20 protein-coding genes and 1 pseudogene are annotated in these 25,005 nt (G+C 39.5%); 8 read left to right on the top strand and 13 right to left on the bottom strand.

Features of this window, described 5'->3' with window-relative positions:
* Positions 1-670: pseudogene (locus EHQ43_RS00005) on the bottom strand (methyl-accepting chemotaxis protein); the annotation flags it as partial.
* Positions 671-778: 108 nt separating this feature from the next.
* Here EHQ43_RS00005 and EHQ43_RS00010 point away from each other — a divergent pair.
* The 4 genes from EHQ43_RS00010 (at position 779) to EHQ43_RS00025 (ending at position 3,934) form a co-directional block, all read left to right on the top strand.
* Positions 779-1,516: a pirin family protein gene (locus EHQ43_RS00010; RefSeq protein ID WP_135769830.1), complete on the top strand. Its 738-nt coding sequence runs from the start codon at positions 779-781 to the stop codon at positions 1,514-1,516.
* 442 nt (positions 1,517-1,958) lie between these two features.
* Positions 1,959-2,642, top strand: coding sequence for a carbonic anhydrase (locus EHQ43_RS00015; RefSeq protein WP_135742583.1), 684 nt, complete (start codon positions 1,959-1,961; stop codon positions 2,640-2,642).
* Between the two features lie 9 nt (positions 2,643-2,651).
* Entirely contained in the window at positions 2,652-3,629 is a 978-nt protein-coding gene (locus EHQ43_RS00020) for a sodium-dependent bicarbonate transport family permease (protein ID WP_135742582.1), read from the top strand.
* A gap of 2 nt (positions 3,630-3,631) precedes the next feature.
* Positions 3,632-3,934: a P-II family nitrogen regulator gene (locus EHQ43_RS00025; protein ID WP_135742581.1), complete on the top strand. Its 303-nt coding sequence runs from the start codon at positions 3,632-3,634 to the stop codon at positions 3,932-3,934.
* Positions 3,935-3,941: 7 nt separating this feature from the next.
* Here EHQ43_RS00025 and omp85 read toward each other — a convergent pair whose 3' ends face one another.
* The 10 genes from omp85 to EHQ43_RS00075 all read right to left on the bottom strand — a co-directional run bounded on the left by omp85 (position 3,942) and on the right by EHQ43_RS00075 (position 17,368).
* Complete coding sequence (gene omp85 / locus EHQ43_RS00030) at positions 3,942-5,333, bottom strand: Omp85 family outer membrane protein (RefSeq protein WP_244242563.1); 1,392 nt, start codon at positions 5,331-5,333, stop codon at positions 3,942-3,944.
* 34 nt (positions 5,334-5,367) lie between these two features.
* Positions 5,368-6,801 carry a pyruvate kinase gene (pyk, locus tag EHQ43_RS00035; RefSeq protein WP_015679380.1) on the bottom strand — a complete coding sequence of 478 codons (1,434 nt, stop codon included), beginning with the start codon at positions 6,799-6,801 and terminating at the stop codon, positions 5,368-5,370.
* 4 nt (positions 6,802-6,805) lie between these two features.
* The gene (locus EHQ43_RS00040) at positions 6,806-8,809 is read right to left on the bottom strand and encodes a hypothetical protein (RefSeq protein WP_135753753.1); all 2,004 of its coding nucleotides are present in this window, start codon (positions 8,807-8,809) and stop codon (positions 6,806-6,808) included.
* 15 nt (positions 8,810-8,824) lie between these two features.
* A complete protein-coding gene (asd, locus tag EHQ43_RS00045; RefSeq protein ID WP_135769832.1) occupies positions 8,825-9,874 on the bottom strand; it encodes an aspartate-semialdehyde dehydrogenase in 1,050 nt (349 codons plus the stop codon).
* A 36-nt stretch (positions 9,875-9,910) separates the two neighbouring features.
* Entirely contained in the window at positions 9,911-11,431 is a 1,521-nt protein-coding gene (locus EHQ43_RS00050) for a hypothetical protein (RefSeq protein ID WP_135769833.1), read from the bottom strand.
* An 8-nt stretch (positions 11,432-11,439) separates the two neighbouring features.
* The gene (locus EHQ43_RS00055; RefSeq protein WP_135769834.1) at positions 11,440-12,918 is read right to left on the bottom strand and encodes an MBOAT family O-acyltransferase; all 1,479 of its coding nucleotides are present in this window, start codon (positions 12,916-12,918) and stop codon (positions 11,440-11,442) included.
* A gap of 21 nt (positions 12,919-12,939) precedes the next feature.
* Positions 12,940-13,155, bottom strand: coding sequence for a hypothetical protein (locus tag EHQ43_RS00060; RefSeq protein WP_081431686.1), 216 nt, complete (start codon positions 13,153-13,155; stop codon positions 12,940-12,942).
* A gap of 932 nt (positions 13,156-14,087) precedes the next feature.
* Positions 14,088-14,525, bottom strand: a complete 438-nt coding sequence (locus tag EHQ43_RS00065; RefSeq protein ID WP_135753750.1) for a phosphatidylinositol phospholipase — start codon at positions 14,523-14,525, stop codon at positions 14,088-14,090.
* 528 nt (positions 14,526-15,053) lie between these two features.
* Positions 15,054-16,052, bottom strand: coding sequence for a hypothetical protein (locus EHQ43_RS00070; protein WP_135753749.1), 999 nt, complete (start codon positions 16,050-16,052; stop codon positions 15,054-15,056).
* 2 nt (positions 16,053-16,054) lie between these two features.
* A complete protein-coding gene (locus EHQ43_RS00075) occupies positions 16,055-17,368 on the bottom strand; it encodes a helix-turn-helix domain-containing protein (RefSeq protein ID WP_167481734.1) in 1,314 nt (437 codons plus the stop codon).
* A 229-nt stretch (positions 17,369-17,597) separates the two neighbouring features.
* Between EHQ43_RS00075 and EHQ43_RS00080 the strand changes: the two genes are divergently transcribed.
* From EHQ43_RS00080 to EHQ43_RS00095, 4 genes are all read left to right on the top strand, one after another.
* Positions 17,598-18,350, top strand: a complete 753-nt coding sequence (locus EHQ43_RS00080) for a ParA family protein (RefSeq protein ID WP_135742572.1) — start codon at positions 17,598-17,600, stop codon at positions 18,348-18,350.
* On the top strand, positions 18,334-19,155 hold the full coding sequence (locus EHQ43_RS00085) for a ParB/RepB/Spo0J family partition protein (protein ID WP_135742571.1): 822 nt from the start codon (positions 18,334-18,336) through the stop codon (positions 19,153-19,155). The genes EHQ43_RS00080 and EHQ43_RS00085 overlap by 17 nt, the downstream gene beginning before the upstream one ends.
* 375 nt (positions 19,156-19,530) lie before the next feature.
* Entirely contained in the window at positions 19,531-20,421 is an 891-nt protein-coding gene (locus EHQ43_RS00090; protein ID WP_167481736.1) for a helix-turn-helix domain-containing protein, read from the top strand.
* 51 nt (positions 20,422-20,472) lie between these two features.
* The gene (locus EHQ43_RS00095) at positions 20,473-22,983 is read left to right on the top strand and encodes a discoidin domain-containing protein (protein WP_135769837.1); all 2,511 of its coding nucleotides are present in this window, start codon (positions 20,473-20,475) and stop codon (positions 22,981-22,983) included.
* Here the strand turns inward: EHQ43_RS00095 and EHQ43_RS00100 are convergent.
* Positions 22,969-23,796, bottom strand: a complete 828-nt coding sequence (locus EHQ43_RS00100; protein WP_135742568.1) for a 1,4-dihydroxy-6-naphtoate synthase — start codon at positions 23,794-23,796, stop codon at positions 22,969-22,971. The genes EHQ43_RS00095 and EHQ43_RS00100 overlap by 15 nt on opposite strands.
* A complete protein-coding gene (locus EHQ43_RS00105) occupies positions 23,793-24,956 on the bottom strand; it encodes an AZOBR_p60025 family cell surface glycopolymer formation protein (RefSeq protein ID WP_135753746.1) in 1,164 nt (387 codons plus the stop codon). Before EHQ43_RS00105 ends, EHQ43_RS00100 begins: the two co-directional genes overlap by 4 nt.
* Positions 24,957-25,005: the final 49 nt, after the last annotated feature.

Genomic DNA, 25,005 nt, shown 5'->3' on the forward strand with positions numbered 1-25,005 from the left:
GTATGTTTGCATTTTCTCTTTCCTTTTCTGCAAGTTTATGTTTTTCTTCTGAATCATTCTTGATTTCGTTTAATAAATTAAGGACAGTTGTAGTTAGATAACCAAAACAAATCAAAAATAAAACTTTAAAAACTTCATTCGAGATTGCTACTGTTCCTTTTTCACTCTGAAGTCCTTCTGCCTCTTTAAAAGACACTCCTTGCCAGTATCCGATCATCAATATCAATAGCAAACAAAACGCAGAGTAATAAGTACTGATGAGTAAAGTTCGTTTCGAGAATAAAAAAGCAGAATAAACAACATAGAAGTAATATAATACATATAGTGTAGGAGATTTAATTAAATCTGCTGCGACAGTACTTCCACCCATTAGCCCCGATGCAGTCACTGCGAATAAAACGGTGATATCAAGTATTATCAAAAGTTTCGGAAACAAAGAATTCAATTTACCAACTTTGAATAAATATGCCTGCAAACCTCCGTATAAAAACATACAAGTGATTCCTACAAGGTAACTTGTGGTTTGTAGGGTTGTGGATGTTTTGAACGATCCTAAAGTTGCGATGATATAAAAACCTGCGAGTAAAAACCTCACTCGGTTGACATACACGGGCCCTAATTGTAACCAATTTTTTTTGTTTTGTATTGATTCTAACGCTAATTCCGACATAGGATGATCCTCTAAGAATCAAAGTGATTGGGAAGTGATTTTCTTTTTTTAGTGAATGTAAAAAGAATCTGTCTTGACAATATTTAGTTTAATATTAAACTATTTAATATGGAAACAACGAACACCAGCAAAACCACACTTCAAAAAAAATTCTTCCCCGCTTCGGAGCGAGGGCATGTCAATTTTGGTTGGTTGGATAGCCATCACTCCTTCAGTTTTGGCCATTGGTACCACCCAGAAAAGACCAATTTTGGTGCACTCCGTGTATTGAATGATGACATCGTAGAACCTAGTATGGGATTTGGAACCCACCCCCACCAAAATATGGAGATCGTTTCCATCCCTCTCTTCGGAGAACTAGCTCATAAAGATAGTACAGGTACGAATGGTATCATCAAAACAGGTGATGTTCAGATTATGTCGGCAGGTTCAGGGATCCAACACTCGGAATTCAATCATAGCTCTGAAAAAAAAGTCAATTTCTTGCAGATTTGGATTTTACCCAAAGTGCCCAATATCCAACCGAGGTATGACCAAAAATCATTCCACGAAGCAGGGAGATTAAACCGGTTTCAAACTGTTGTATCACCTATCGATGACGAAGCTGTTTGGATTAACCAAGATGCCTACTTTTCGTTGGCAACTTTGGAACCAAGTAATACACTGACTTACAAAGTGCACGCACCTAACCAAGGGATTTATGTATTCCTCATCCAAGGAAAACTAACCGCTGAAGGGACATCTTTAGAGCGAAGGGACGCAGTCGGACTTTCGGGGATAGATGAATATCACTTTGAAGCTTCTGTGAAATCAGAATTTCTTGTGATAGAAATTCCCATGAAGTGAAAGATTCTCTTAATTAGAAGGACCATCGGAAAATGAGTGGCATTCCCTTGCATGAAACGCCACTGAGAACGATTGGTCCTTTTAGCAGCCAATTCATATTCATGTATCTCTCCTTCGCAGTTATTTTTACACGCAGTGTAAAATATTGATACTGCCCACTAGCCGGCATTATTTTTACTTAGAGTGTAAGATTTTCTTTCAGACAACAAGAAACCCAGTAAAAAGAAGTTTGGTTGGATCATTCTCTACCAGAAGAACAAAGTAAATCGACAAAAACCAATCACTTAATATCCTAATTCAATTTCTGTTGGATCCATTAGCAGCGGGGATGGAACATTTTTTCCATCATACGCATTTTTTTTCGTGTATTTTTATTCGTGAATTATTTTTTTTGTATTTTTAGGGCATCCCATCCGAAATAGGGACCCCCAAGGAGAATCCAATGAAAGGATTTAGGTTTTTTATCAGTTTCTTTTTCTTCTCCATTACAACCCAACTAATGGCGGAGAGCAATAACCCAGGTATCCCTGCAAAAGAGGCATTACAACGATTGGTAGAAGGAAATTTAAGATTTGTTCAAGGAAAATCAATACGCCCGAACCAATCTGTAGAACGTATCAAAGAAGTTTCCAAAAAACAAAATCCATTTGCGACAATCGTAGGTTGTTCTGATTCAAGAGTGCCGAATGAGATTGTGTTCGACCAAGGCTTAGGTGATCTTTTTATCTTAAGAACGGCGGGCCAAGTTTCAACTTATGCTTCTTGGGGATCAATTGAATTCTCTGTGGCCGTGCTTGGGGTGAATCTCATCGTTGTACTCGGACATTCGAGCTGCGGTGCTGTAGGAGCTGCTTGTAAGGCTGATGAAGTTCCTGGCCATATTATCGCTCTCACCAATGCCATCAAACCTGCCGCAGAAAAAGTCAAACACATGGAAGGTGATTTTTTAGACAATGCCGTCAAAGCCAATGTTGCATTACAAGTAGTATCACTTCGCAAACTGGATCCTATCATTTCTAAATATTATAACAGAGGCCAATTACAAATCGTAGGTGCGGTTTACGATTTAGAAACTGGTAAAGTAAATTTTTTAACCGAAGACTATATTTCTTCCATCACAAAATAGGTAACAAACATGGATATCTTACACGCATTAGTTGCAAATTTACAGACCCCAATGTTCCTTGCATTTTTATTAGGAATCATTGCAACTCTCATCAAAAGTGATCTCAAATTCCCAGATGGGATGTATGCAGGGCTTACCATTTATTTACTCTTTGCAATTGGATTAAAAGGTGGTGTCAAATTGAGTAACACCACAATTCTTGAATTCTACAAACCTGCACTTGCAGCACTCATTCTTTGTGTCACAATCCCTCTCATTGCATTTGGGTTGTTAACGAAATTTGGAAAGTATGATAAAGCAAATGCAGCTGCTCTTGCCGCCCATTACGGATCAGTTTCCGCAGTAACATTTAGTGAAGCCCTCGCATTTCTTGATTCATTACAAATCAGTTATGAAGGATTTATGCCAAGTTTACTGGCAATTATGGAGGTCCCAGCAATTCTTGTTGCCTTACTCCTTATCAAAATGAACCCAAAAGACAAATCCGAAGAATCTTCTTGGGGTAAAATTTTACACGAGCTTTTCACTGGAAAAGGCACTTTGTTACTATTAGGTGGCTTAGTCATTGGAATGATTTCTGGGAAAAAAGGTCATGAACAATTTGCCCCACTTTTTGAAACACCTTTCCGTGGAATGTTGATTTTATTCCTTTTGGAAGTTGGAATTGTCACGGGACGAAGACTAGCAGACCTAAAAAAAGCAGGTGTGTTTTTGATTGGTTTCGGAATCCTATTTCCAATCTGCACGGCTATGTTTGGTTTGTTTTTAGGACAGATGATTGGATTGACAATGGGTGGCGCCATGGTGCTTGGAACTCTCAGCGCCAGTGCTTCGTACATCGCTGCACCTGCTGCTGTTCGCATTGCCATCCCTGAGGCAAGCCCAGCCATTTATCTGACTGCTTCCCTTGCCATCACCTTCCCCTTCAACCTTTCAGTTGGTTTACCCTTATACCTGGCTGTCTCAAAATACCTTTACGGAGTTTAATCATGAAATTAGAAAAAGCAAAACTCATCACCATCATTGCTGACGAAGCATTACAAGATCGATTGGTATTAGAACTAAAATCGGTCAATGTCAAAGGTTATACTATCAGCGAAGCTAAAGGGGAAGGAATCAATCACTCTCACCTAACATCATGGGAAGGCAAAAACATACGATTGGAATCGTTAGTTTCGGAAGGAAAGGCCATGAAGATTTTTCAAATATTCTCGGAAAAATACCTGGAGAAGTATCCTATGGTTATCTTTATGAATGATGTGGAAGTGATCCGAAAGGAAAGATTCAACTAACAAAACTTTAAAATGTATGGCCAATGTCTAGATAAAACAATTGGTCTTCTTTAGAATAGGCATAGTCCATTAGGATTACGGTAGCTTGGTCCCAAACAAGCCGTAATCCTAAACCACGTGAGTGTTTATAATCCAAAGCATTCACTTGGCGTAATTTGTCCCAAACTCTACCTACATCATAAAATGGCACTATGCTTACTTGGAAAAATTGATCCCAAATTGAAAAACTCCCCACTCGATAGCGGAATTCAATATTATAAAAACCAATCACAGGTCCAAAAAACCGTTCTTGACGATACCCACGTAAAGTATTCTGCCCACCTAACGCACCAAAGGGTCCATCAATCGAAAATAAATAACGGTATTCAAAAAAAGGGACATTCCCTTCTACCTTGGTCAGTGCCACTCGTTGAGCGATCACAAATTCTTCAAAAAGTTTTGGGAATGGTTGGTAAAAATTTTTAATTTGAGCAAAATGTCTTAAATAATTGAAATCTGATCCGATGGTTCGTTCTGCTCGATTGATATTGTATTCAATGAGCCATCCCCTGTCTGGGTCTGGTTCATAGTCTCTCGTATCATAAGCGATCCCGGCTCTTAGGTAATTTAGATTCCCACCATTTACACCAATGATTTTGCCCGAATTTGAATCTTCAGTAATTTTAGAAGAATCTTCAACGGCGGGAACTTTACCACTAGTAAGTGGGTCTTTCGCTTCAGTTGATTTACCATCGTAGCGCCTAACTATATTTTTAGAAAACTCAACACCACCCCAAACTCGAAAAACTTGAAATACTGTTTTGTCAGCAGCAAATTGACCATAGGTAGTTTCAAATTGGTAATCATGATAATGTTGTGTGGATGTAAATTCACGGCCTAACCCACGATTTTTTGAATAAGCATTTGCATTTTCAAAATCTGAAAAAGTTGCATTCCTAACGATTCGACTGCCATCAGCATTTCGATCTCGAAAATACAATGGTTGTAAACTTTCTGTCCCAACTCCAAAGTATTGGTTATAAAGACTCTCATCATGCCCAACATAAGCTCGCATACGATAGGCCGTATCTAAAAAATAAGGAGCATCCCAAGCAAGGTAGTTGTTTTGAGTTCCACGATTACTTCTGTAAACTCCCACATTGAACATATGTTCATAAGGGGTATATTTAAAGGAGGAATCCGACTTGGTTCCATTATAAAAAATATTGGCTAGGATCCCAAGACCAGCTCCATTCACTGCATCATTTCCAAATAATGGCAGCCCTGTTGCATACCAGCCTTCTTTTTTATTGGCCAGCTCTTTCTCGTCGAGTTTCTTAAACTCACCCAACCATTCTGGTACGTCTGATTTTCTATCTTCGGAAAAAATAGGGTAAACAAAAATTGTTGGTATTAACACCAACAAAATCATCATTCCCCTTAATGGCATGTGATTACTTGACTTCGCGGACTTGAATGGTTTCTACTCTTTCCTCACCCGCAATGATGTCAGATAAAATGACTACCTTTTCACCCATCTGCAAATATCCATTATTCACAAGTGTTTGGATGGCAAGTTTGATCGTTTTTTCTGGATCGGAAGAAAAATCCACTCTGTATGGTATGACACCGCGAGTTAACCATAACTTTCGTCTAACAGACGTCATGTTCGTAAAAGCATGGACAATAGGGTACCTAGGATGAAACGAAGCTAAATTATTGGCTGTAATTCCACGTCTAGTGATGGCGATAATGGCATGTGCTTGCATGGAATCAGCAAGATTTGCCGCAGACCTTGCCATTTCTTCCTTTTGGTCTTTTGGTTTACGTTGTGCCGCAAGACCTAAGTTAATCGACATTTCCATTCGACGTGCAATTTTATCTAACATTTCAACACATCGAACTGGATACTTCCCCATAGCGGTTTCACCAGATAACATAATGGCATCAGCTTCTTCATACACGGCATTGGCTACGTCCGTAACTTCGGCTCTGGTTGGAGACGGATTATGGATCATCGATTCAAGTAAATGAGTCGCAACAATAACTCGTTTCCCTTCTTCTTGGCAACGTTTGATGATTCGCCTCTGCACGATAGGAAGTTCTTCGATTTCAATCTCAACTCCCAGGTCGCCACGTGCCACCATAATACCATCAGACGATTTGATGATCTCGTCTAAGTTTTTTAAACCTTCTTGGTCTTCGATTTTGGCAATGATTTGAGCATGGTGTTTCTTTTCATCGATGATGCCACGAAGTTGAACCACATCTTCTTGTGATCGCACAAATGATAAAGCAACAAAGTCAATATCTTCCTCTAATCCAAACAAAATGTCTTTTAGGTCTTTGGGCGTGATGGAAGGGATATTTACTCGAATCCCAGGTAAGTTGATATGTTTTCTTGAACCTAATTTTCCACCATCTAACACTGTACAAATGAGTTCATTTTCACGTATCTCCTGCACCGCAAGATTGATAAGTCCGTTGTCTACCGTAACTTTATCACCAACTTTTAAATCTTTTACAATGTCACGGTAATTCACAAAAACACTTTGTGCTTCTGCTTCCATCCCTGGAATGATGTGGAAAGTAAACGTTTCTCCCACTTTTAAGTGTAAATCATTTTGAACATCCCCAGTCCTAATTTCTGGCCCTTGAGTATCCAACAAAATTGAAATTGGTTGTTTATGTAATTCGTCTTTGTTTAATGATTTGATGATACGAATGATTTTTCGATGAAATTCGTGATCGCCATGGCTCATATTGATCCTTGCGATATTCATCCCTGCCAAAGCTAAACTTCGGATCATTTCTTTTGATGCTGTCGCAGGACCTATGGTGCAAACGATCTTTGTTTTTCTGGCTCTTAATTGTTCAATTGCTGGCATAATGTTAAGGTTTTAATTTAGGTAAAATTCGGTTTAAAAAATCCAATTGCGATTCCGCAATATCGAATTTTTCTTGATTAGGAAATTTGTCATTACGTTGCTTTTCACTTTCAGCAGAAACTTTTTCCAAAAGTTTTTTGCCATGTCGTTTCAAATACCCAGTGGAAACAAGTATGGGCCAAGGGAATTTTTCTCTTTGGTTTCGGATAGGAAAACTATAGATCTCCTTCCCTCCAAATTTTTTTAGAAAAAAGATCAAATTTTCTTCTGTAAACTTACCATTGAGTTTTGATAAAACATATTCACGGTCAGGGAAGACACCAAATTCCCAGGCTTCATCTAAAATTCGGATGATGGTTTCAATGGATTCTTTCCATTTTTTTTCTTCTTCTGGACTTCCCTGTTTGACTTGTTCATGATCATCATCATCGTCTGAAGAACTATTCGAAGGAGAAGTAGATTGAACATGGCTTTGTTTCGATTTTCGTTCGGCGTCTTTTTCCGCTTCTTCTCTTTCTTTTAACCTTGCTTTCACCAATTTTTCTTTTTCTTGGGATATCTTCTTTACTTTTTGGCTCGCCAAATCCCTTGTTAGTTGCTGTTGTAAACGGGCTTTGATGGGAGGAATTTCAAACTTATGAACCGTCATACTACCCATAATCATCCGCCAAAGCCGAGTAAAAAATGGCAAAAATTGAAATAAACTTTGTGCTTCAATTTCTTCTAAGAGTCGTTTCGGACTTTCATCATTCAAATGGAGAGTGACATTCATTTGGTTTAGAACACGAATTTCTAAATCAGAATGTTTGATTTGGAAAGTGCGTTTTGCAGACTCAATTGCTTGTGGAATACAGGATTTATGTAATATAAATTCATTGTACACGCGTTTGTCGGCATATTCAGTGTACAAAACTTCTGGTTGAGATAACAACATCGACCGAAATTCATCTGTCAATGGCTCACCACTCACTCGTAACAAATTCACTTCAACAATACGACCGGCTTCCGCAAGAAAAGCCATCAGATCCTCAATTTGTTGTTTGCGTTTTTGTTTCTCTTCCCTTTCTTTATCTTTTTCTATGATTTCATTTAATACCAAACATTCTTCAATCAGGGTTTTTTGGTCACCATAGGATTCATTCATATATCCTTTGATTTCCGTTAAAATGTTCTTTGGTGAGTTCCAGGAATCTTCAGTGACTTCCCCCATAACGCCAAGATTTTTTAAGGCAGGGTAAATTGTATTTTTGGTATAATCAATATAGGCATCATAACGATCAGCTATTTCGGATGGCCTATTGTATAAAAAAACACTTTTGTTCGCTGGCCTCGAAGCCGAGTCATTCCGAAAGAAAAATAAAATTTTATCATCCACCAACTGTTTCAAGATTGGTTTCAAATGGATGACAATCGTTGCATCTTTTTGTACCTTTGTTTTGTCATACGGGCACTGAAATAAATTCCCAAGTTCAGTCGATGCATAGGTATCAAACAAACGATTGGCATCCACTGCCGCTTTGATCACCTTACGCATTTTTTCTTTTCCTACATACTTTCTTTTCTCATTGAACCAACCTTTTATGGCGGTAGTTGAAAGTTCATTCAAACCAAGTGCATAGCGAAAGGCAGTCCCCCCATCAGAGGTAGTTGGTCTTGCAAACACAGTATTGTGTTTAATGTAGGTTCTTGGATTTTCCGGATCCCCAGGTTCATTTGGGTGGAATTCTAAAACATTTAATTTTTTAATGATAGCTGGATTTTGTTTATAACTCAGATCAATGACATAATTTTCTGTGCGGTCACGATCTATTGAACTATCACGTTCAATTTGTTCTACGTTCGGTAAAACACGATTTTGTAAGAACTTATCTGTCCATTCAAAGATAACAAGCAGTACCTTATAAATCCCTTTATAAGAAAAATCTCCACGAGAATCCATTGCCTGTACCTTTTGCAGACAGGCAGTGTAGTCCATGACTTTTAATTCTGGGAGATTTGGATCTAACATGTAACTGGTGAGTCCTTACTTAAAATATCCTTTTTTATACAATAACTCTGCATTCAAAATCGCTGCGCCTGCAGCACCTCGAATCGTGTTATGCGATAAAACAACCCACTTCCAGTCCAAGATAGAATCCTCTCGTAACCTTCCTACTACAGTTGTCATTCCCTTCCCTGTGTCCAAATCAAGACGTGGTTGGGGGCGATCGTTTTCTTCGCGGTAAAGGATAGCTGGGTTTGGTGCAAACGGCAATCCCAATTTCTGAGGTTCCCCTTTAAAATCGGCCCAAACCTTTAAAATCTCTTCTTTTTTTGGTTTTTTATCAAATGCTACTGAGACACAAACGGTATGTCCATCAAACACTGGAACTCGATTGCAATGAGCCGAAATTTTAAAGTCTGCAGATTTGATGATTCCACCTTCAACAGTCCCCAAACATTTTTGTGGTTCGATTTCTGCTTTGTCTTCTTCACCACCAATGTAAGGAACTATGTTACCAAGGATATCCATTGTTGGAACACCAGGATAACCTGCTCCTGAGATTGCTTGCATCGAAAATAACATCACTGATTTTAATCCAAACGCATCCATCAAAGGTTTTAAAGAAATGGTCACACCCATGATCGTACAATTTGAGTTTGTAATGATTTTTCCTTTGGTTTTTTGGGCAGAGAGAACATCCAAATGGTGTGCATTCACTTCCGCAGAAAGGATTGGTACATTTGGGTCCATTCTGTGGTTTTTGGAATTGGATAACACCATGACTCCCGCTTCCGCATAAGCAGTTTCGACTTCTCCAGCAATGGAGGCATCAAGCCCGCTAAACACAAGTTGCACGCCCTTCGTCACATTGGGATCAGGTAAGGAAATGATAATGTCTTTTGCATAAGAAGGAATGTCAGAAGAAATCTTCCAACGAGACTTCATCACCTCACCATAGGTTTGGCCTGCACTTTTTTCAGAAGCTGCTAAATGAGTCACCGTAAAATAAGGGTGATTCTCCAAAAGTTGAATGAATCTTTGACCGACGGATCCTGTTGCGCCCAGGACTCCAACTTTGATTTTTTCCATAATTTTCCTTATCTAATGTAAGGATTGAAAAACATGTTATTTCGGAAAGAGATTTCCAATTCTTTCTGCATAAATCGAATTCATTTGTTCCATTCCGACATATGTGAAGTGATGAAAATCGGAAAATCCCTGCATGGGAAGTGCATCGTGGATGTCCCAAAAATGAACTGATCCTGATTCCAATGATTGTAAGAATCGTAAGTGGTCTTTGTACCAATCGGAGTTTTCGTACCAACGTAGCGAAATGGGATTTTCAGGGTTGTTGATGAGTAAAAACGAAACATTGCGATTCCGGAAATGGTCAGCAATTTTTTGGATGTAATCAAAATGGAAAATTGGCCGGAACTTCTCGTTTCGTATCCGTTCTTTGGCATGTTTTAATGCGACTAAATAACCAATCCCTGGCCGTTTTTCCAAGCCCTCTAACAATCGATAGTAAAAATACCGGGTGTAGGTTTCATCATCCATTCCATTGTAACGAAAGTCCTCCGTCCTTGGTTCGCGTATGTACTGAACACCTGCTTTTGGTTCCTCTAAACCAAACGTCTGTTCCAAACGCACACCCATTGGATCCCAGTGGTAATCGAGATAAGCCCCACTCGCTTCATGGGCATACCAAACTCGTGAAAGAGTTGCAGTGATTTGTTTTTTTTCTCGAAAGAACGCAGGATCCAATTGGATTTTGGTCCAACGTGGTTGGCTTAGTTCTACAACTTGATTGTGGTCACCATTTGAGAATTTTATCTGACAAGTGGAACCCGAAAGTAGAAACTGAGTCACTTCGATCCAAAACCCTTTTTCTTCCATTTTGTTTGTTGGGAAAAAACTAAACTGTTTTCCGGTCCAACCAAGCCCATTCACACCCTCTGGGATAGAAACACCCATATAGGAATGATAACTTGTATTTCGGCCAAATCGGTGTTGGAATAAATTTTGAAGGTTTTGTTCATAAATATCTTTGTAACGGTAAAAAGAAAAACCAGTGGATACTAGATAACGCGAAAACGTCTCTATGTCCATGGCAGAACCAATTTCCCTGATCGTTTCCCATGGAAAAACCCATAAAGACTGAGGTGCTTCACCAAAAGTGAGGGCGTCTCTTACCATGAGGGATTCTTCAACAGTATCATTCCTTCCTTCGGGGAATAAAACATACGTTCGGTGAAGGCGATAATCAATAAAATTAACAGGGTATACAACCAAATCAGGTGCCAACGGGTCGAGCCAATTGAGAAGGAGGTACACATAAAGAGGACTATTCCCTGCGTATGCGAGATAAAAAACATCTACATCCAGAGAAAATTTTTCCAGTAAAACCTTTTGCAAAGCTTTTGCATCAATGGAATAATAAGCAACTGAACTTCCGACAATGATGATTCGTTTTTTGGTTTTAGGAAGAGATCGAATCCTTTCGTATTCGTACAAAAAATTGAAAAAATGATTGGTATTCCAAGGAGACTCGTTGGGCAAAAGGAATTGAATTTTCCTAAAAAACAAAAAATCAATCCCAAACAAAAACACCAAAAAACAAACTACGAAAAAGATACGTTTTTTCATCTCAAAACCTAAAACACAAAGTAAACAAAAGGTTTACTTTCAGCAGAATACAATACGATCACAATCAAGCTGACAACCGCCAAAAATGCAAAAAACGCCAATTTCCCTAAGGAATTTTGATGTTTATCAAAAAATGCTAACAAGTGTTTGTTTTCTTTGAAAATAAAAAACCCAATCATATGGCCGATACCAAGGATAAAAAAACAATAAACAAACTTCATTTCAAGGCTGTAAGGTATCAAAAAACCCTCCTTTTTCAAAAAAAGGCCCTGTAGGTAACACAGAGAATCTTCTAAATTGGCACTTCGGAAGAAAACCCAAAGGAGAGTCACAAACAAAAACGTTCCCAAGACCTTGATGGATTTCCAATTAGGTGATGGAAAAAAAGAAAATTTATCTTTTGTCAAACGTTCTATCACAAGTAGGAAACCATGACCCAATCCCCAAAAAACAAAATTCCAAGAAGCCCCGTGCCACAACCCACCGATCGCCATCACAATTATTAAATTGCGGTAGGTAAATACTGATCCCATCCGATTCCCACCAAGAGGGAAGTACAAATACTTTCTAAGCCATTGTGATAAAGAAATATGCCAACGTGTCCAAAATTCAGAGAAACCACAGGAAAGGTATGGCATTCGGAAATTTTCAGGCAAACGAAATCCGAATAGAAGTGCCGATCCTTGGGCAATGTCAGTGTAGCCAGAAAAATCACAATAAATCTGCAAAGAGTAAGCAAACATCCCAATCCAAAGGGAACGAGTGGACATTTCCGTAGGATGACCAAATACCAAATCAGAAACTTCAGCTAAGTGGTCTGCCAAAACCATTTTTTTAAATAAACCTAGCAAGAGGAGAGAGATGGCAAATAAAAACGGTATCTTCGAAAAGAAGAGAGGTCTTCGGATTTGGGGCAAAAATGATTTGGCGGTCACAATGGGACCTGCTACAAGTTGAGGGAAAAATGAGAGAAACAATAAATACGAGGAAAATTTCCTCTCTGGCTGCAATTCTCCTTGGTAGACATCCACGACATACGAGACTGATTGGAAGGTATAAAAAGAAATGCCAACGGGTAAGAGCCATTGCTCCCAAAACTGAAGGGAACCCAAAGGAAACCCGAAAATAATTGCCCAATTTTCAGCAATAAAATGCCCATATTTAAAGAAAAGTAGAATCCCGAAGCTATTCGCCAAAGATAAACAGAGCCAAACCTTACGGGTAGCTGTATTTTTCGTTCCAAAGATCCTTTTTGCAATAAAGAAATCTGCGAGCGCGATCCAAATGAGTAAAATTAAGTAAGAATAGTTCCAAAAAGAATAAAATAATAGACTAATATTAATCAAATATATTACTAATATTAATCTTAAAAATGCCTTTTTTATCTCTCCTATTTGACCAATTGCAAATAAAGCTCCCTTGGTAGTATGCCAAATGAGCAAACTGAGCACAAAAAAAAGTCCGAATATTGCTGAATTAAAGAGCATTTAAATGCTTATTTTTAAGCGTTAAACATTGTATTTGCATTTCACACCACAATTGGGGCAAGTGCAGGTCACTTCCGCCTTGACTCTACGCCCTTGTGCGCCCTCAACCTTACCGACCGCCACAAATTCAAACTGAACCCCTTCTGGAACAAAGTGGCCAGATCCGTACTTTGCAGTCCCTTCAATCACATTGGAGCAGGCGTGGCATTTCACCCTGAGCCTAATTGTTTCTGCCATATACCAGGGAAAGATGAGGAGGGAGTTGCGATTGGCAACCAATATTCCATACCATGACAATTTTACAGACGCATGAAAACCAAATACACATGACAAATTGGCACAAAAAGTATCATATTTTTAGTAGAATTTGCCCTCATGGATTGAGGTGTTTCTACAGGGAAATCCATGCAGTTCGGAGTCCTTTTTGGGCTTAAGTGCCTAAAAATCGGCGCTCAATCCCCAAAATTGCAGATTTCCAAGGAATTTTTAATGCTGATTTGCATTTGGATTCCCATTTGTATGTTTCATCAAAAGACCTTAGAACTCTATTTTACCCACAATGTCCACCCCCACCAGGGTTCTTTTCCTTACCTGAATGCCAAGAGAAGGATGCAATGATAAAAGCCCTTGGCGCGGCACGATTCCAAGAATCGATAAAAAACGAATGGATCTACTCAATCGAAAATTCGTTCCATCTCTGGTTCGGATCAAAAGTGCAGTCGCCGAAAATTCGGCATGGCTCCCAAAAAAGCACAATTGCCGAAATTGTCAGTGTCAAACATTAGGCACGCTCGAATTTCTTTGCCCAAAACCAAACACCTTCTGCCTTGGAATGGTCATTTCCAAAGAAGTCCTCTTGGAGAGATGATGCCTTTTGGTCACTTATACGCCATGCAATCGGCTGTCAATATTTGCCTAAATATGGGCATTTTTAATCCAAATTCAGTTGGATACTTGCATTTAGTCCGTTTTTTTTGGATTCTCTAAAGCGAATTTGCTCGATGTGGCCAAAATCGCCTAAATTTGGGCAGAATTATTGAGTCTGGGAAATCTATCCCAAAATGATCGTTTTTGCTGAATTCCTCCTGTAGTGCGCACAGGGGGATTGGTAAGAACTGGATTCAGGAGAACCCCACCTGTCACATAAACTCATACAAGCGGGTGATTGGCTATTTTTTAGATTTGGTTTGGGTAGATCTTGTCTTTTTTACAGAAATGTCTGATTTTGCAGATGATGATTTTGTTTGTTTGGATTTTGGTCCACTAACGTTAGAATTTGTTTTGTTAGGTTTTTTCCCTGCTTTGTTTCCAGTGGCCGTTGTGTTTGGAGTTTCATCGCTGGCAAGGTCCGTGGGTATACGTCCATTTCGTTTGACCATATAGATAAAATGTCGGACATACTGTGTGTATGGCTCAGGGATTGTCTTTGGATCGAAGTTCTTTGGGTCCTGAAGGAGTTGGTTGACGTGGGCCACAGGTAAGTCGTCTTTACTTGTTGCCATGAGGATTTCCAAACGTTTGCAAATTTCAGAGTCATTGACTTCTGATGATAGTTTTCGCATGGCGTTAAGGAATTTTTGGAAGGCAACTCGCTTCGGCTGAGACATATCCCCAGAAAACCAACAAGTCCTAGGTTGGCAATCGATTTTACAGAGAGAACCTCCGCTTCTTTTGTGTTTGTGGAGCATTCCCAATAGGAAACCGCAGCAGACTTCCCCATTCCCACTTCTTGATCCAAGTGAACGATTGGGTGACAAACCAGTTCCGAAACCAGACCTAAACTTTGGGACTTGAAAGAATGTGAGTTCGCTACCGTTGCAGATGGTTTGATTATTTCTAAATCATCTATCCGGTGAGCAACTTCCGAATTTGTTTCTACAAAAACTTCACTGATTTGTCCATCGCGGAGTTCGATGGCAGGGACAAGCGGATCTTCCAAAAGGACTATCGGTTCATCCCACTCATTCGCAAATAAGTTCCCTTGGGAAAATAGAAAGATTAACAAGGCGCAAATATATGGTACGCTTCTTAGCAATTTCTGTGCCAATTTTTCTGTTAACCTAAGAAAAAACATATGATTATCCTTAGTTTTCTACCAAATTCAGGAAAAATAAAGCTTTTTTTCGCCTTTTTTCTTATTTTTTATTGATGGCGGCTCGAACCCGAAGTTTCCATTCCCAAAGTACAATCTCGTGCTCTAAGTCTTTTGCAGAGTCTTGTTCCTTGGCAAGTAGTGCGTAAATCATATGAGAGATATCTTTTGAGAAACCGCCATCCAATTCTTTCTCAAATGCATCGACTTGAAATTCTAAAATGAGGACGGCTAAGCGGAAGGCTTCGTTCATTGCAATGAGCTGTGGTCTGACGGTATCCAATTCTGGTTTTTTATACTCATTTTTAATCATCACATCCAAAAAGGTCCGGATGAACATTACATCGTCAGAGGAAAGATGGAAGTCGAGCAGCAGTTGTTTGACTTTGTCCAATTCCATTGCGCGGAGGTGGATCCTAGCTAAAAAAACTGGGTTTTCGCTATAGGTATTTAAGTTCTGGTTTTTGGCAACATCCGTGGCACGAACTTTGTCATAATCCACAACACCTTTGTCTTTCGATTCGTCGGTTTTTGGAGACTGGGATTCGGCAGATGTATTGATCCTTTTCTTAATGACGAGGATATTCATACTTGGGTAACGGATCTTAAAAGAGACCATGTCTGATCTTGGGATCTCTTCATCCACAACCAAAAACTGTGCCTGCTCTCCCCTTTCCCAAGCAGCCATCAATTCTTCTTTATTTTTATAATGATAAATGACAACTGGGAGGACATCACTTTGGCTACCAGTTCCTAGATAGATGGTTTTGATTTCGTTTGAAAATCCGTGTTGGTAAGGAATGACCATTTTCCCGGCTTTTACATTCACAAAGGAAAGTTCTCCCAGATGGAAATGGGAAACGTCAAAATCGTCCCCAAAAAATCCAACACGAGGGACATTGACAACAATGGAATTATTTTTTGCACCTTTGGGAACTTCAGGTCCAGATTCTGCAAAGACAACATAGGTCAATTTAGAAAGCCGGACTTTTACGAGAAACCCTGCCGGAGTTTTCCGTTCTTCGTATACAGTATCATCCATCTTTACATCAAACCAAGTTGTTTCATTTTATATTGGAGGGAGCCCCGTGAGATTCCCAATGCCTTTGCCATCCGGATTTGGTTTCCTGAAAATATCCTCATGGCCAAAAGAATCTTCTGCCTTTCTAAGGCCTCGATCCCCCGCCGCAAGTCTAAATCTTCCGTATCCGGAATCTCGATATCCATGCGATTTCGATTCAAGTTGAGGTCAGGGATGTCCACAATTTGAGTCCGGCAAGTCAGAATCCCTGACAGGATCGCATTACGTAATCCGACGAAATTTTCACTATAAACATTAGAGAGTAGGATTTTTTCTGCCGCCTCACTCAACAAAAGCCCAGATCGATTCTGCTGTAGGCAGAGTTCCGCAAAAGTGGATTGGATGATTCGGCTTAAGGACGGTTTCGGTAAAAAACTCAAAGCAGGTAAAAAGACAGAATTGTTTCGGAGGATTTGTTGGAATTCAGGGAGTAATTCTTCACCAAATTCAGTGGGTCCTAAAAGGAATAACGAACCACCAAACTCCGATTTTGACCACCAATCTGCGAGGATTTGTTGTTGGCCTAAAGAGAAAGAATGAACATTCGAAAAGACCAAACTCCCCGATTCCGTTTCTTTTCCCCACTCCATGATTGCTTTTTCAAACTTACCAAAATGTTCGGGGACAGACTCGACAACAAGGATTGGAGCTTCCGGAAGCTGCGTATTGTGAATCCATTTTGCCAAAGTTTTTTTCCCGGACCCTGGAGGACCAAATATAGAGACCAATCGTTTAGAGTTAAAATTCTCAATTGCTGAAGCCAGATTCGGAATTTCTTCTCTGAAATGATGATGAGATGAATGAGTCTCGGTATTTAATTTTTTAAGGAAGGTAGGGAATTTTTTCCCCCACTCTTTTCCAATTTTTTCTGCGAAAAGTGATAACAAAGCAACGGTTTGAAATGAAGGAAATTCTTCCGATTCTACCAGAAGGAAACCGATGCTTTCTTCTGCAACAACCCGTATTGACATTGCATTTGTTGTTTTTCCAAAGAGTGGGAATTCTTTGCCTGAGAAAAAAACAGGCTCTCGTGAGGACATGAGTTTGTCCCATTCCGCAGATCCTCGGTTCAAGAACGTATAATAGAAACCATCTTCGCCATACCCAAAACTTGCTGATTCATAAAATGAATCTTCATCATCTGCCTTGATGACGACGACGCCGCAAGACAATCCAAACTCGGTACATAACTCCGCCCACAAAGAAGGTAGGATGGATTCCATCCATTCTTTGCCTGTTTGGTTGGATGCAAACAAGGAAGCCGTATGTTGTGGCATGCTATGAAACTGTTTAAATTTAATCACTTTGTCAAGTACGTACCGTTTTGAATGTCGGATGTCCGACCAAAAGAGACGAGATAGTTTTTGCTAATTTTTCGTATGTCGGATGTCCGACAATGAAGGTAGAATTGGACAAAAGACCCTTTTTTTGTTCCCTTTCAAAAATTCAATTGATCCCAAATTTTCAAAAAGAAAGCATACCAATTGGGAAGGAAACGAGAGATAGATGATCACCATTGCAGTTGCAAATCAGAAAGGCGGAGAGGGAAAAACAACTACTTCTCTGAATCTCGCCATGGGATTGGCTCGCCGAAATCTCAAAACTTTACTCATCGATATGGACCCACAGGCAAACTCTACAGGAATTTTCCTGAATCCAGAGACTGTCGAAAAGGACCTTGCCCATCTTTTCCAAAACGCCGCAAACATCAAAGACATCATTACTCCAGCGTATAACGACTATTTGTGGGTAGCTCCATCTAGCATGCGTTTGGCGGAAATGGAAACAGTATCCGTAAATTCAGTTGAAGCTCCATACATCCTCAGGGACTCACTTGCCGGACTTAAGGATTTTGAATTTGTCATCATTGACTGCCCCCCATCACTCTCAATATTCACTGTGAACAGCTTGGTGGCCGCAAACTTTGTTTTGATCCCTCTCCAGGCTGAAAAATTTTCGATGGATGGAATCATGGGTCTACAACAGACGATTTCATCGATCAAAAAAAGGATCAACCCTGACCTTGAGATTTTAGGAGCTCTCATCACTCAGCTCAAACCACAAACACTGCTCACAAAAACCATTTTACCTGTGCTTACAAAATACTTTAGGATCTTCGAACATACGATTTCCGATGGGGTTGCCATAGGGGAAAGCCATTTAGCAAAAAAATCAGTCTATGATTACAATCGCTCTTCTAGGCAATCGCAAGAATATGAGGGGTTCATAGAGGAGGTTTTAAATGAGCTTAAAAAGTAAACGTTTAGGAACTCTCGCCGACATTTACCAAGCAGAAAACTTGGATGGCACCATCCGGACCATTCGCATGGACCGGATCCAACCTTCTGAGCACCAACCTCGCCAAGAACGAAAAAAGGGAATCGAGGAATTGGCACAGACACTAAAAGCGGATGGACTTTTACAACCCATCATCGTGTCGAAAGGGGAAAAAGAAGGGAATTATAAAATCATCGCTGGGGAGAGGCGCTACCATGCCGCTAAATCCCTAGGTTGGGCAGAAATCGAATGTAAAATTTTAAACCGATCCGACAAAGAAATTTATAAACTCGCTGTCATTGAAAACTTACAGAGGGAAAATTTATCCCCCTATGAAGAAGTAGATGCACTACTCTTCTTAAAAAACTCTTACCAATACACGGACCAAGAATTGGGAGACCTTTTTGGAAAAAGCCGCAGTTATATGACAGAGGTCCTTTCCATTACTAACATGTCGAAGTCTGATTTAGAAAAATGCAAAAAAAATGAAATCTTCAATAAGAACCTCCTCGTCCAAGCCGCCCAAGCTGCAAAAAAAGGAAGTTTAGATGAGTTCTTAACTTTGTACCACAAGGGAACGCTAAAGACAGTTAAGGACGCAAAAGATTTCAATAAACAAGCTAAATCTGGGGAGACAAATCATACCAAGCTCTCCCCTCTTTCGGGATACAAAATCCGACGCACAAACAATGGAATTCAAATCCAATCGGAAGACGAAATCTTACTGGGTGATATCTATAAATTTATCCGAAAAGAACTCTCGAAAAAATATGGTGATTCGGCATAACCCAAACAAGTACTAAGCAGTCAAGTACTTAGGAAAAAAATTTTTAGTACTCGCTGGGAAAAATACTGTACGAACTTGACAGCTACCAGAATCCGACAATAATGTGACATAATAAAACTTTTGATTGGTTTGAGCAAACACCTTTTCTAATGAGAGAAGGTGCGGGGTTAGTTTTGCCCCAACCCGACAGATAAAAAAATCCCCTGGAACACCAGGGGGTCGGGGTTTCCCGAAGGAATGTTGTTGGATGAGACATAATTAACATTATGTCAAATAATGTCAACTCCTTCAAATTAATTGCTTAAATTTAGTTTAATTTTTGCAGAAAACGGAGGAGCTCCCTTGAGTGACCAGCGTCATCCCTATATCCGACTGATGACCGACATCATTGATTCTGGTGTTTGGGCAGGGCTTTCCCATGCTGCAAAGACCCTGTACCCAGTCTTACTGAAGTTCAGTGATTATAATTTCAAACCAGTTTGGCCAAACACAGAAACCTTGATGAGACTAACCGGCTTCAAAACCAAAAAATCGATTGTTACAGCTAAAAAAGAATTAACCCAAGCGGGGCTTTTATACCAAGTTCCCGGAAGCGGAAGGACCTCAACAAGATACCACTTTTCTTTCCACTATGAGGGTTCCAAAATTACCCCTCTGGGAGATACTTCCATACACCTCACAGGGACCGCAACGGAATCCTCTGAGGGTTCAAATCTTTCACCAAAGGGGGGTTCTCTCGGGACCCCTAACCATATTAATATAACTATATCCAATACAAACCATGTACCAAATACCAAAGGTATGGGAGAAAGTTTAGGCCAACCGAAAGATGAAAAACAAAACTTTGAGGCATTGGTAAATTTATTTGGTCCAGAGATTGCTTTGGAGGCCTACCAAAAGGCAGTCAGCTTACATATGGAGTCGAATGTTTCCTATGTCCAAACTTTGTGCCGAGAGTTGGTAAGTTTACGCTCAAAGGAAGTGATTAATTATGGGCAAAATTTGAGCCGTGAGTCCGTCTCACCGCACCCGGCATCATGGGCTGGCTTTTTGGCTTGGGCAGAAAAAGAACTCACCGAATCCTCTTTTCGGCAATTGGAAAAGGTCAATGTGCAAACGGATGGGAACGTCATCATCGTCACTTCTGCTGTCCTCGGGCACTTAAGGCAAATCATACAGATGTATTTCACTGAGAGAGTCAAACCAGTCGTTCTCGTAGTGTTTACGGAAAAGGAAGAAGGATCGCGTGTTAGTGAAATTCGATAGACTGATTAGAAAAACGGTATTTTTTGGAAGGAATCATTACTGAAAAAGCGCATGAAAGATCATTTAATTCGCACAAGCCACCCCTACTCTTTGCCCATCTCATCCGTGTCGACTACGGGAACCTACGAAATCAAAAACAATGAGTTTTTGTCATTTTTTGAAGAAAAGGACCAATCCTCTCTTTCATCGATTATTTTCCAATTTGATGATGTTGTCTTTTTTAATGGAATTGAGTTATTACCAGGAAAAGATGGATTAGATTTTTTTCCCGATTCGTTTCGGTTTGAATTATCCCATGACGGAAAGTATTGGGAACCTATTTTACAAGAATCTTCATTCCGAAAATCCTTCAAAACTTCAGCGAAATGGCTATTTTCGTTAACTAGCGCTCGTTATGTGAAGTTTATCTCCAAAATTTCCAGAAAAGCAAGTAACGGAAAAAATCGAATTAGTTTTGGACCATTGAAAATTTTAATCAGTGGTGTTCAGTCTATGCAAGTTAGTTCAGAACTTGATAGGCTCTGTGTAAAAGAAAACTTATTTGATACAAGACCTGACTATGGTTGGTCTTCTAAAAAAAAGGAAGAACCAGCGGATGAATACATCATCATGGATATGGGATCCGTGAACCGAATTGAAGAATTCCGGATGTTAACCAAAAACGATCCTGTCACCAATTTTCCGGAAAGGTTCATTGTTTATTATAGTGAAGATGATCTTACATGGCACCAGTTACATGAAGAAAATTATTTTTTATCCGAGCCAGGGACATGGTATAAATGGCGTTTCCCTCCTGTTAATTTGCGGTTTTTGAAAATTGTTTTTATAGATGAGAAACAAACAAACAAAAAGGAATACATCACTGAAGTCATAGAAATCGAATTGTATTCCAGTGCTGATAAAAAAGAATCAGGTGGTCCGACAAGGGAACCACTCCCATATGCATCTGTTCTTCGGTCAGGTATCATCCGTCTTGCCGTCGATGGAGAAGTAAAAGAAGGAGTGGTTGTCCAATCCAATGATAGAAGATTACGTGATGCCACCACAGAATACCGTGGGATTGTTGAATTGGCATCTGATGGGGAAGAAAAACCTGGCGTTGCCGTCCAAGGAAATGATAAACGCCTAAAAATTGCCACCGAACTCACGCACGGTCTTGTCAGGCTTGCGAGGAGTGGTGAAGCAAGGCCAGGGCTTGTTGTTCAATCAGATGATGAAAGATTAAGAAATGCTTCAACAGAACATCCTGGGATCGTGGAGCTTGCGTTAGATGGTGAAACGAGACCAGGTGTGGCGGTTCAGGGAAATGATTCAAGGTTAAGAATTGCGACAAAAAAAGCTGTAGGTCTTGTCCAGTTAGCTGACGCAGGTGAAACAGCAATCGACAAAGTTGTCACTGGAGATGATCCAAGACTTAAGGATGCAACAACAACGGCAAAAGGGATTGTGCAACTCGCCCCTAATGGCGGTGAAGAAATAAATACGGTCGTGCAAGGGAATGATAAACGTCTCAAATTAGCAAACACGGAATCATATGGAATTGTTCAGCTAGCACATTCAGGTGAAAACAAAGCTGGCGTGGTTGTGCAAGGAAATGACAAACGTCTCGCCAAAGCTGGGTTTGATGATGCAGGGATCGTGATCATTGCTAATCATGGAGAAGCGGTGCCAGGGAAAGTTGTATTGGCTGATGATCCAAGATTGTCTGATAAAAGGGATCCGAAACCTCATACCCACCCTTACGCTGAAAAAGAACATGATTTTAATTCTCATACGGGATTATTAAAAATCACAGGTGAAGCTGAATCCATCTCTAAAGGTTTTGTCCCTCCACAACAAACGGATGCCATTATCTATGGGAAAAATACAAAAAATGGTTCTGGAGTTGTCGGAGTTTCTTCTGGTTTAGGTGTTGTTGGTTTTGGTGATTCCATTGGTGTATATGGGATCTCAAAAGGAAAAGAATCAACACGTTCAGCAGGTATTTTAGGTGCCGGTACCACGTCACCTGGTGGTCGATTTGTTTCTCAATCTGAGTTTGCCATTATTGTTGATGGAAAAGGAATTCCTGAATATGAACTCTCTGGATCAGGAAAGGCAATTTATGCAAACGGTGAATCTGTGTTCGAAGGAAATCTTCGCATCACAAAAGATGGTGGAGAAGAGTGTATTGCTCGTTATTTCCGGTTAGATGGGAAGGATGTGATCACAGCGGGAGATTTGCTTGTTGCCACTGAAGAAACAGGGGTACTTGGCAGATCCAAACACCCCTACTCTACAAATGTAATCGGAGTAGCTGTTTCGAATGCTAATGTTGTATTTGGGAAAAAAGAAAAAGGTGTGGAATACGTTCTCGTTGCACTACTTGGTATGACAAAAATCCATGTTGATGCAACGCAAGTTCCCATCTACCCAGGTGATCTTTTGGTATCTGGTCTTTCTTCAGGTCATGCGATCAAAGCAGATCCATCTAAGTTAAAACCGGGGATGTTGGTTGCAAAAGCAATGGAAGCTTGTAAACGAGACAAAGGGCATATCCTTTGTATGTTAACTTTCTCCTAAGAATAAAGGTAGGTTCTTGGTGGGTTTTTTGATAAAACCTGCCTCGATTGCCCTTTGGAATAGATAAGACACTGCGTTTTGGCCTTCTTTACCTAAATTTTTTGTGAATTCATTTACATACAAATTGATGTGAGCGCGAATCACAGACTCATCTTTGTTCTGTGAATTTTCTCGAATATAATCCATCATTTCTTTTGGCTCTTGGTAAGCGTTTTTCAAACTTTTTCTTAATTCGTTTTGGAATTTGAGTGCTTCTTCCCTAGGAATGTCTCTTCTGATAGCGATGGCTCCAAGAGGGATTGGGTATCCTGTGGAAGATTCCCACCATTCACCCAAATCTACTACTTTTTCTAATCCTCTTTCTTCGTAAGTGAACCTTTCTTCATGAATGATGACACCTAAACTATGTTGATCCATCAAAAGATTGGGGATGATTTCATCGTACCGAAGTGCGGTGGGTTTATGTGTGCCATTTGTGTAAAGGGATAGAAGTAAATTTGCTGTTGTTAGTTGCCCAGGTATATAAAGTTTTTCGTAGTTTTCTAAATTAGTAAGTGTATTCTTTTTTCTTACTAATAGAGGTCCACACCCTCTTCCCAATGCTGATCCAGTTTCTAGGAGAATATATTTATCGATGATTTGAAAAAAAGCTGCAAAAGAAAGTTTTGTTACCGGAAACTTCCCTTGGAAGGCAAACTCATTTAAGTTTTCTACATCATACAATTCTTCCTGAATGGGGTAATCTGGGTTTCTGATAAGGTGGTAGAATAAGAATGTGTCATTTGGGCATGGCGAGTATGCAAGTGAGATCATATAGCTAAAAAATATTCCTTTGTTTGTGTGATGAATAAAATACGAATCAGTAAAAAGATAAACAACACAATCGATGTTCCAAGAAAGAATCTAAAACTATATCTTTTTGTTACATCGTGTAATAAAAGGGAAAAAGGCAAAATTAATGTAAACATTCTACTGAGATTATCGAAGGAACGCCAATATCCTTGTTCTGCAATCGCTATGACAAACATACTGCCTAGAATTGGAATTAAAATATCTATGTCTTTTAAAAAGGATTCTTTGATTGAAGAATAACAAACAATTAAGATCGAAAGAAAACTAAATAAAAATAATAATTTTGGGAGTTCTTTTGGTTTGAATTGGAAGGTATTTTGATCAAAAAAACTTTTTACAAATCCGAATAATGGCCCATCAGTCATATCTTTGAACCCAAGTGGGTTTGTTCCTAAATGGTTTGGTGTATTCATCCATCCATAAAACAAAAATGCTAAAAAAAGTATCCCAGGTAAAGAAAAGAGAAAAACATTTTTCCACTCTCTTTTGAAAAGTGAAACAAACACAATGGGGGCTAAAAATAGAATTCCCAATTCCCTTGTGAAAACTGTCAGAAGAAAAAATACAAATGCAATTGCGAATTTTTTTTCCCTATAAAAGTAATAACTAATGATCGCAAGACTTACAAAAAATGAATCAGCTACAAGCAATAAGTTAGAGTTTAGAGAATATGGGGAAAATAGATAAAATAGAACCAGCCATTTTGACTCATCTGGCAAAAGTTTGAATAAATAGTAAACGGAGGCTGAAAACGTAAAAAATAATAAGGTGAGTGTGATAAGTGGGTAGTGTTCACTTCCTAGAAAATGTGAAAACAATCCAGTGATAAAAGATAACCCGATTCGGTGGTATCGGAAGTAAAAACTATCAACGATCAAACTCCAATCGTTCTCGTTAAACAGGTCTTTTGCGAGAAGGTAAAAAAACTGTCCATCATATCCCCCTGATTTATAAATTACAAAATTTGGATCAACTAAGTTGGGGTTTATCTCATAAAAGCCTTCCCATATCCCGATGAGAGAGGAAAGGGAATGGTCATATGGTGTGATTTTGTAATCAATTAGACCCAAAACACCTAAAATGAAAAAAAACAATACAGTCCACAATTGCCACAGTTTCACACTCCCATTTTGCAAAATTTAATAGATTTTGAAAGGAATTTCTCTGGAA

Origin of the sequence: Leptospira bouyouniensis (assembly GCF_004769525.1) — a bacterium.
GTDB lineage: Bacteria > Spirochaetota > Leptospiria > Leptospirales > Leptospiraceae > Leptospira_A > Leptospira_A bouyouniensis.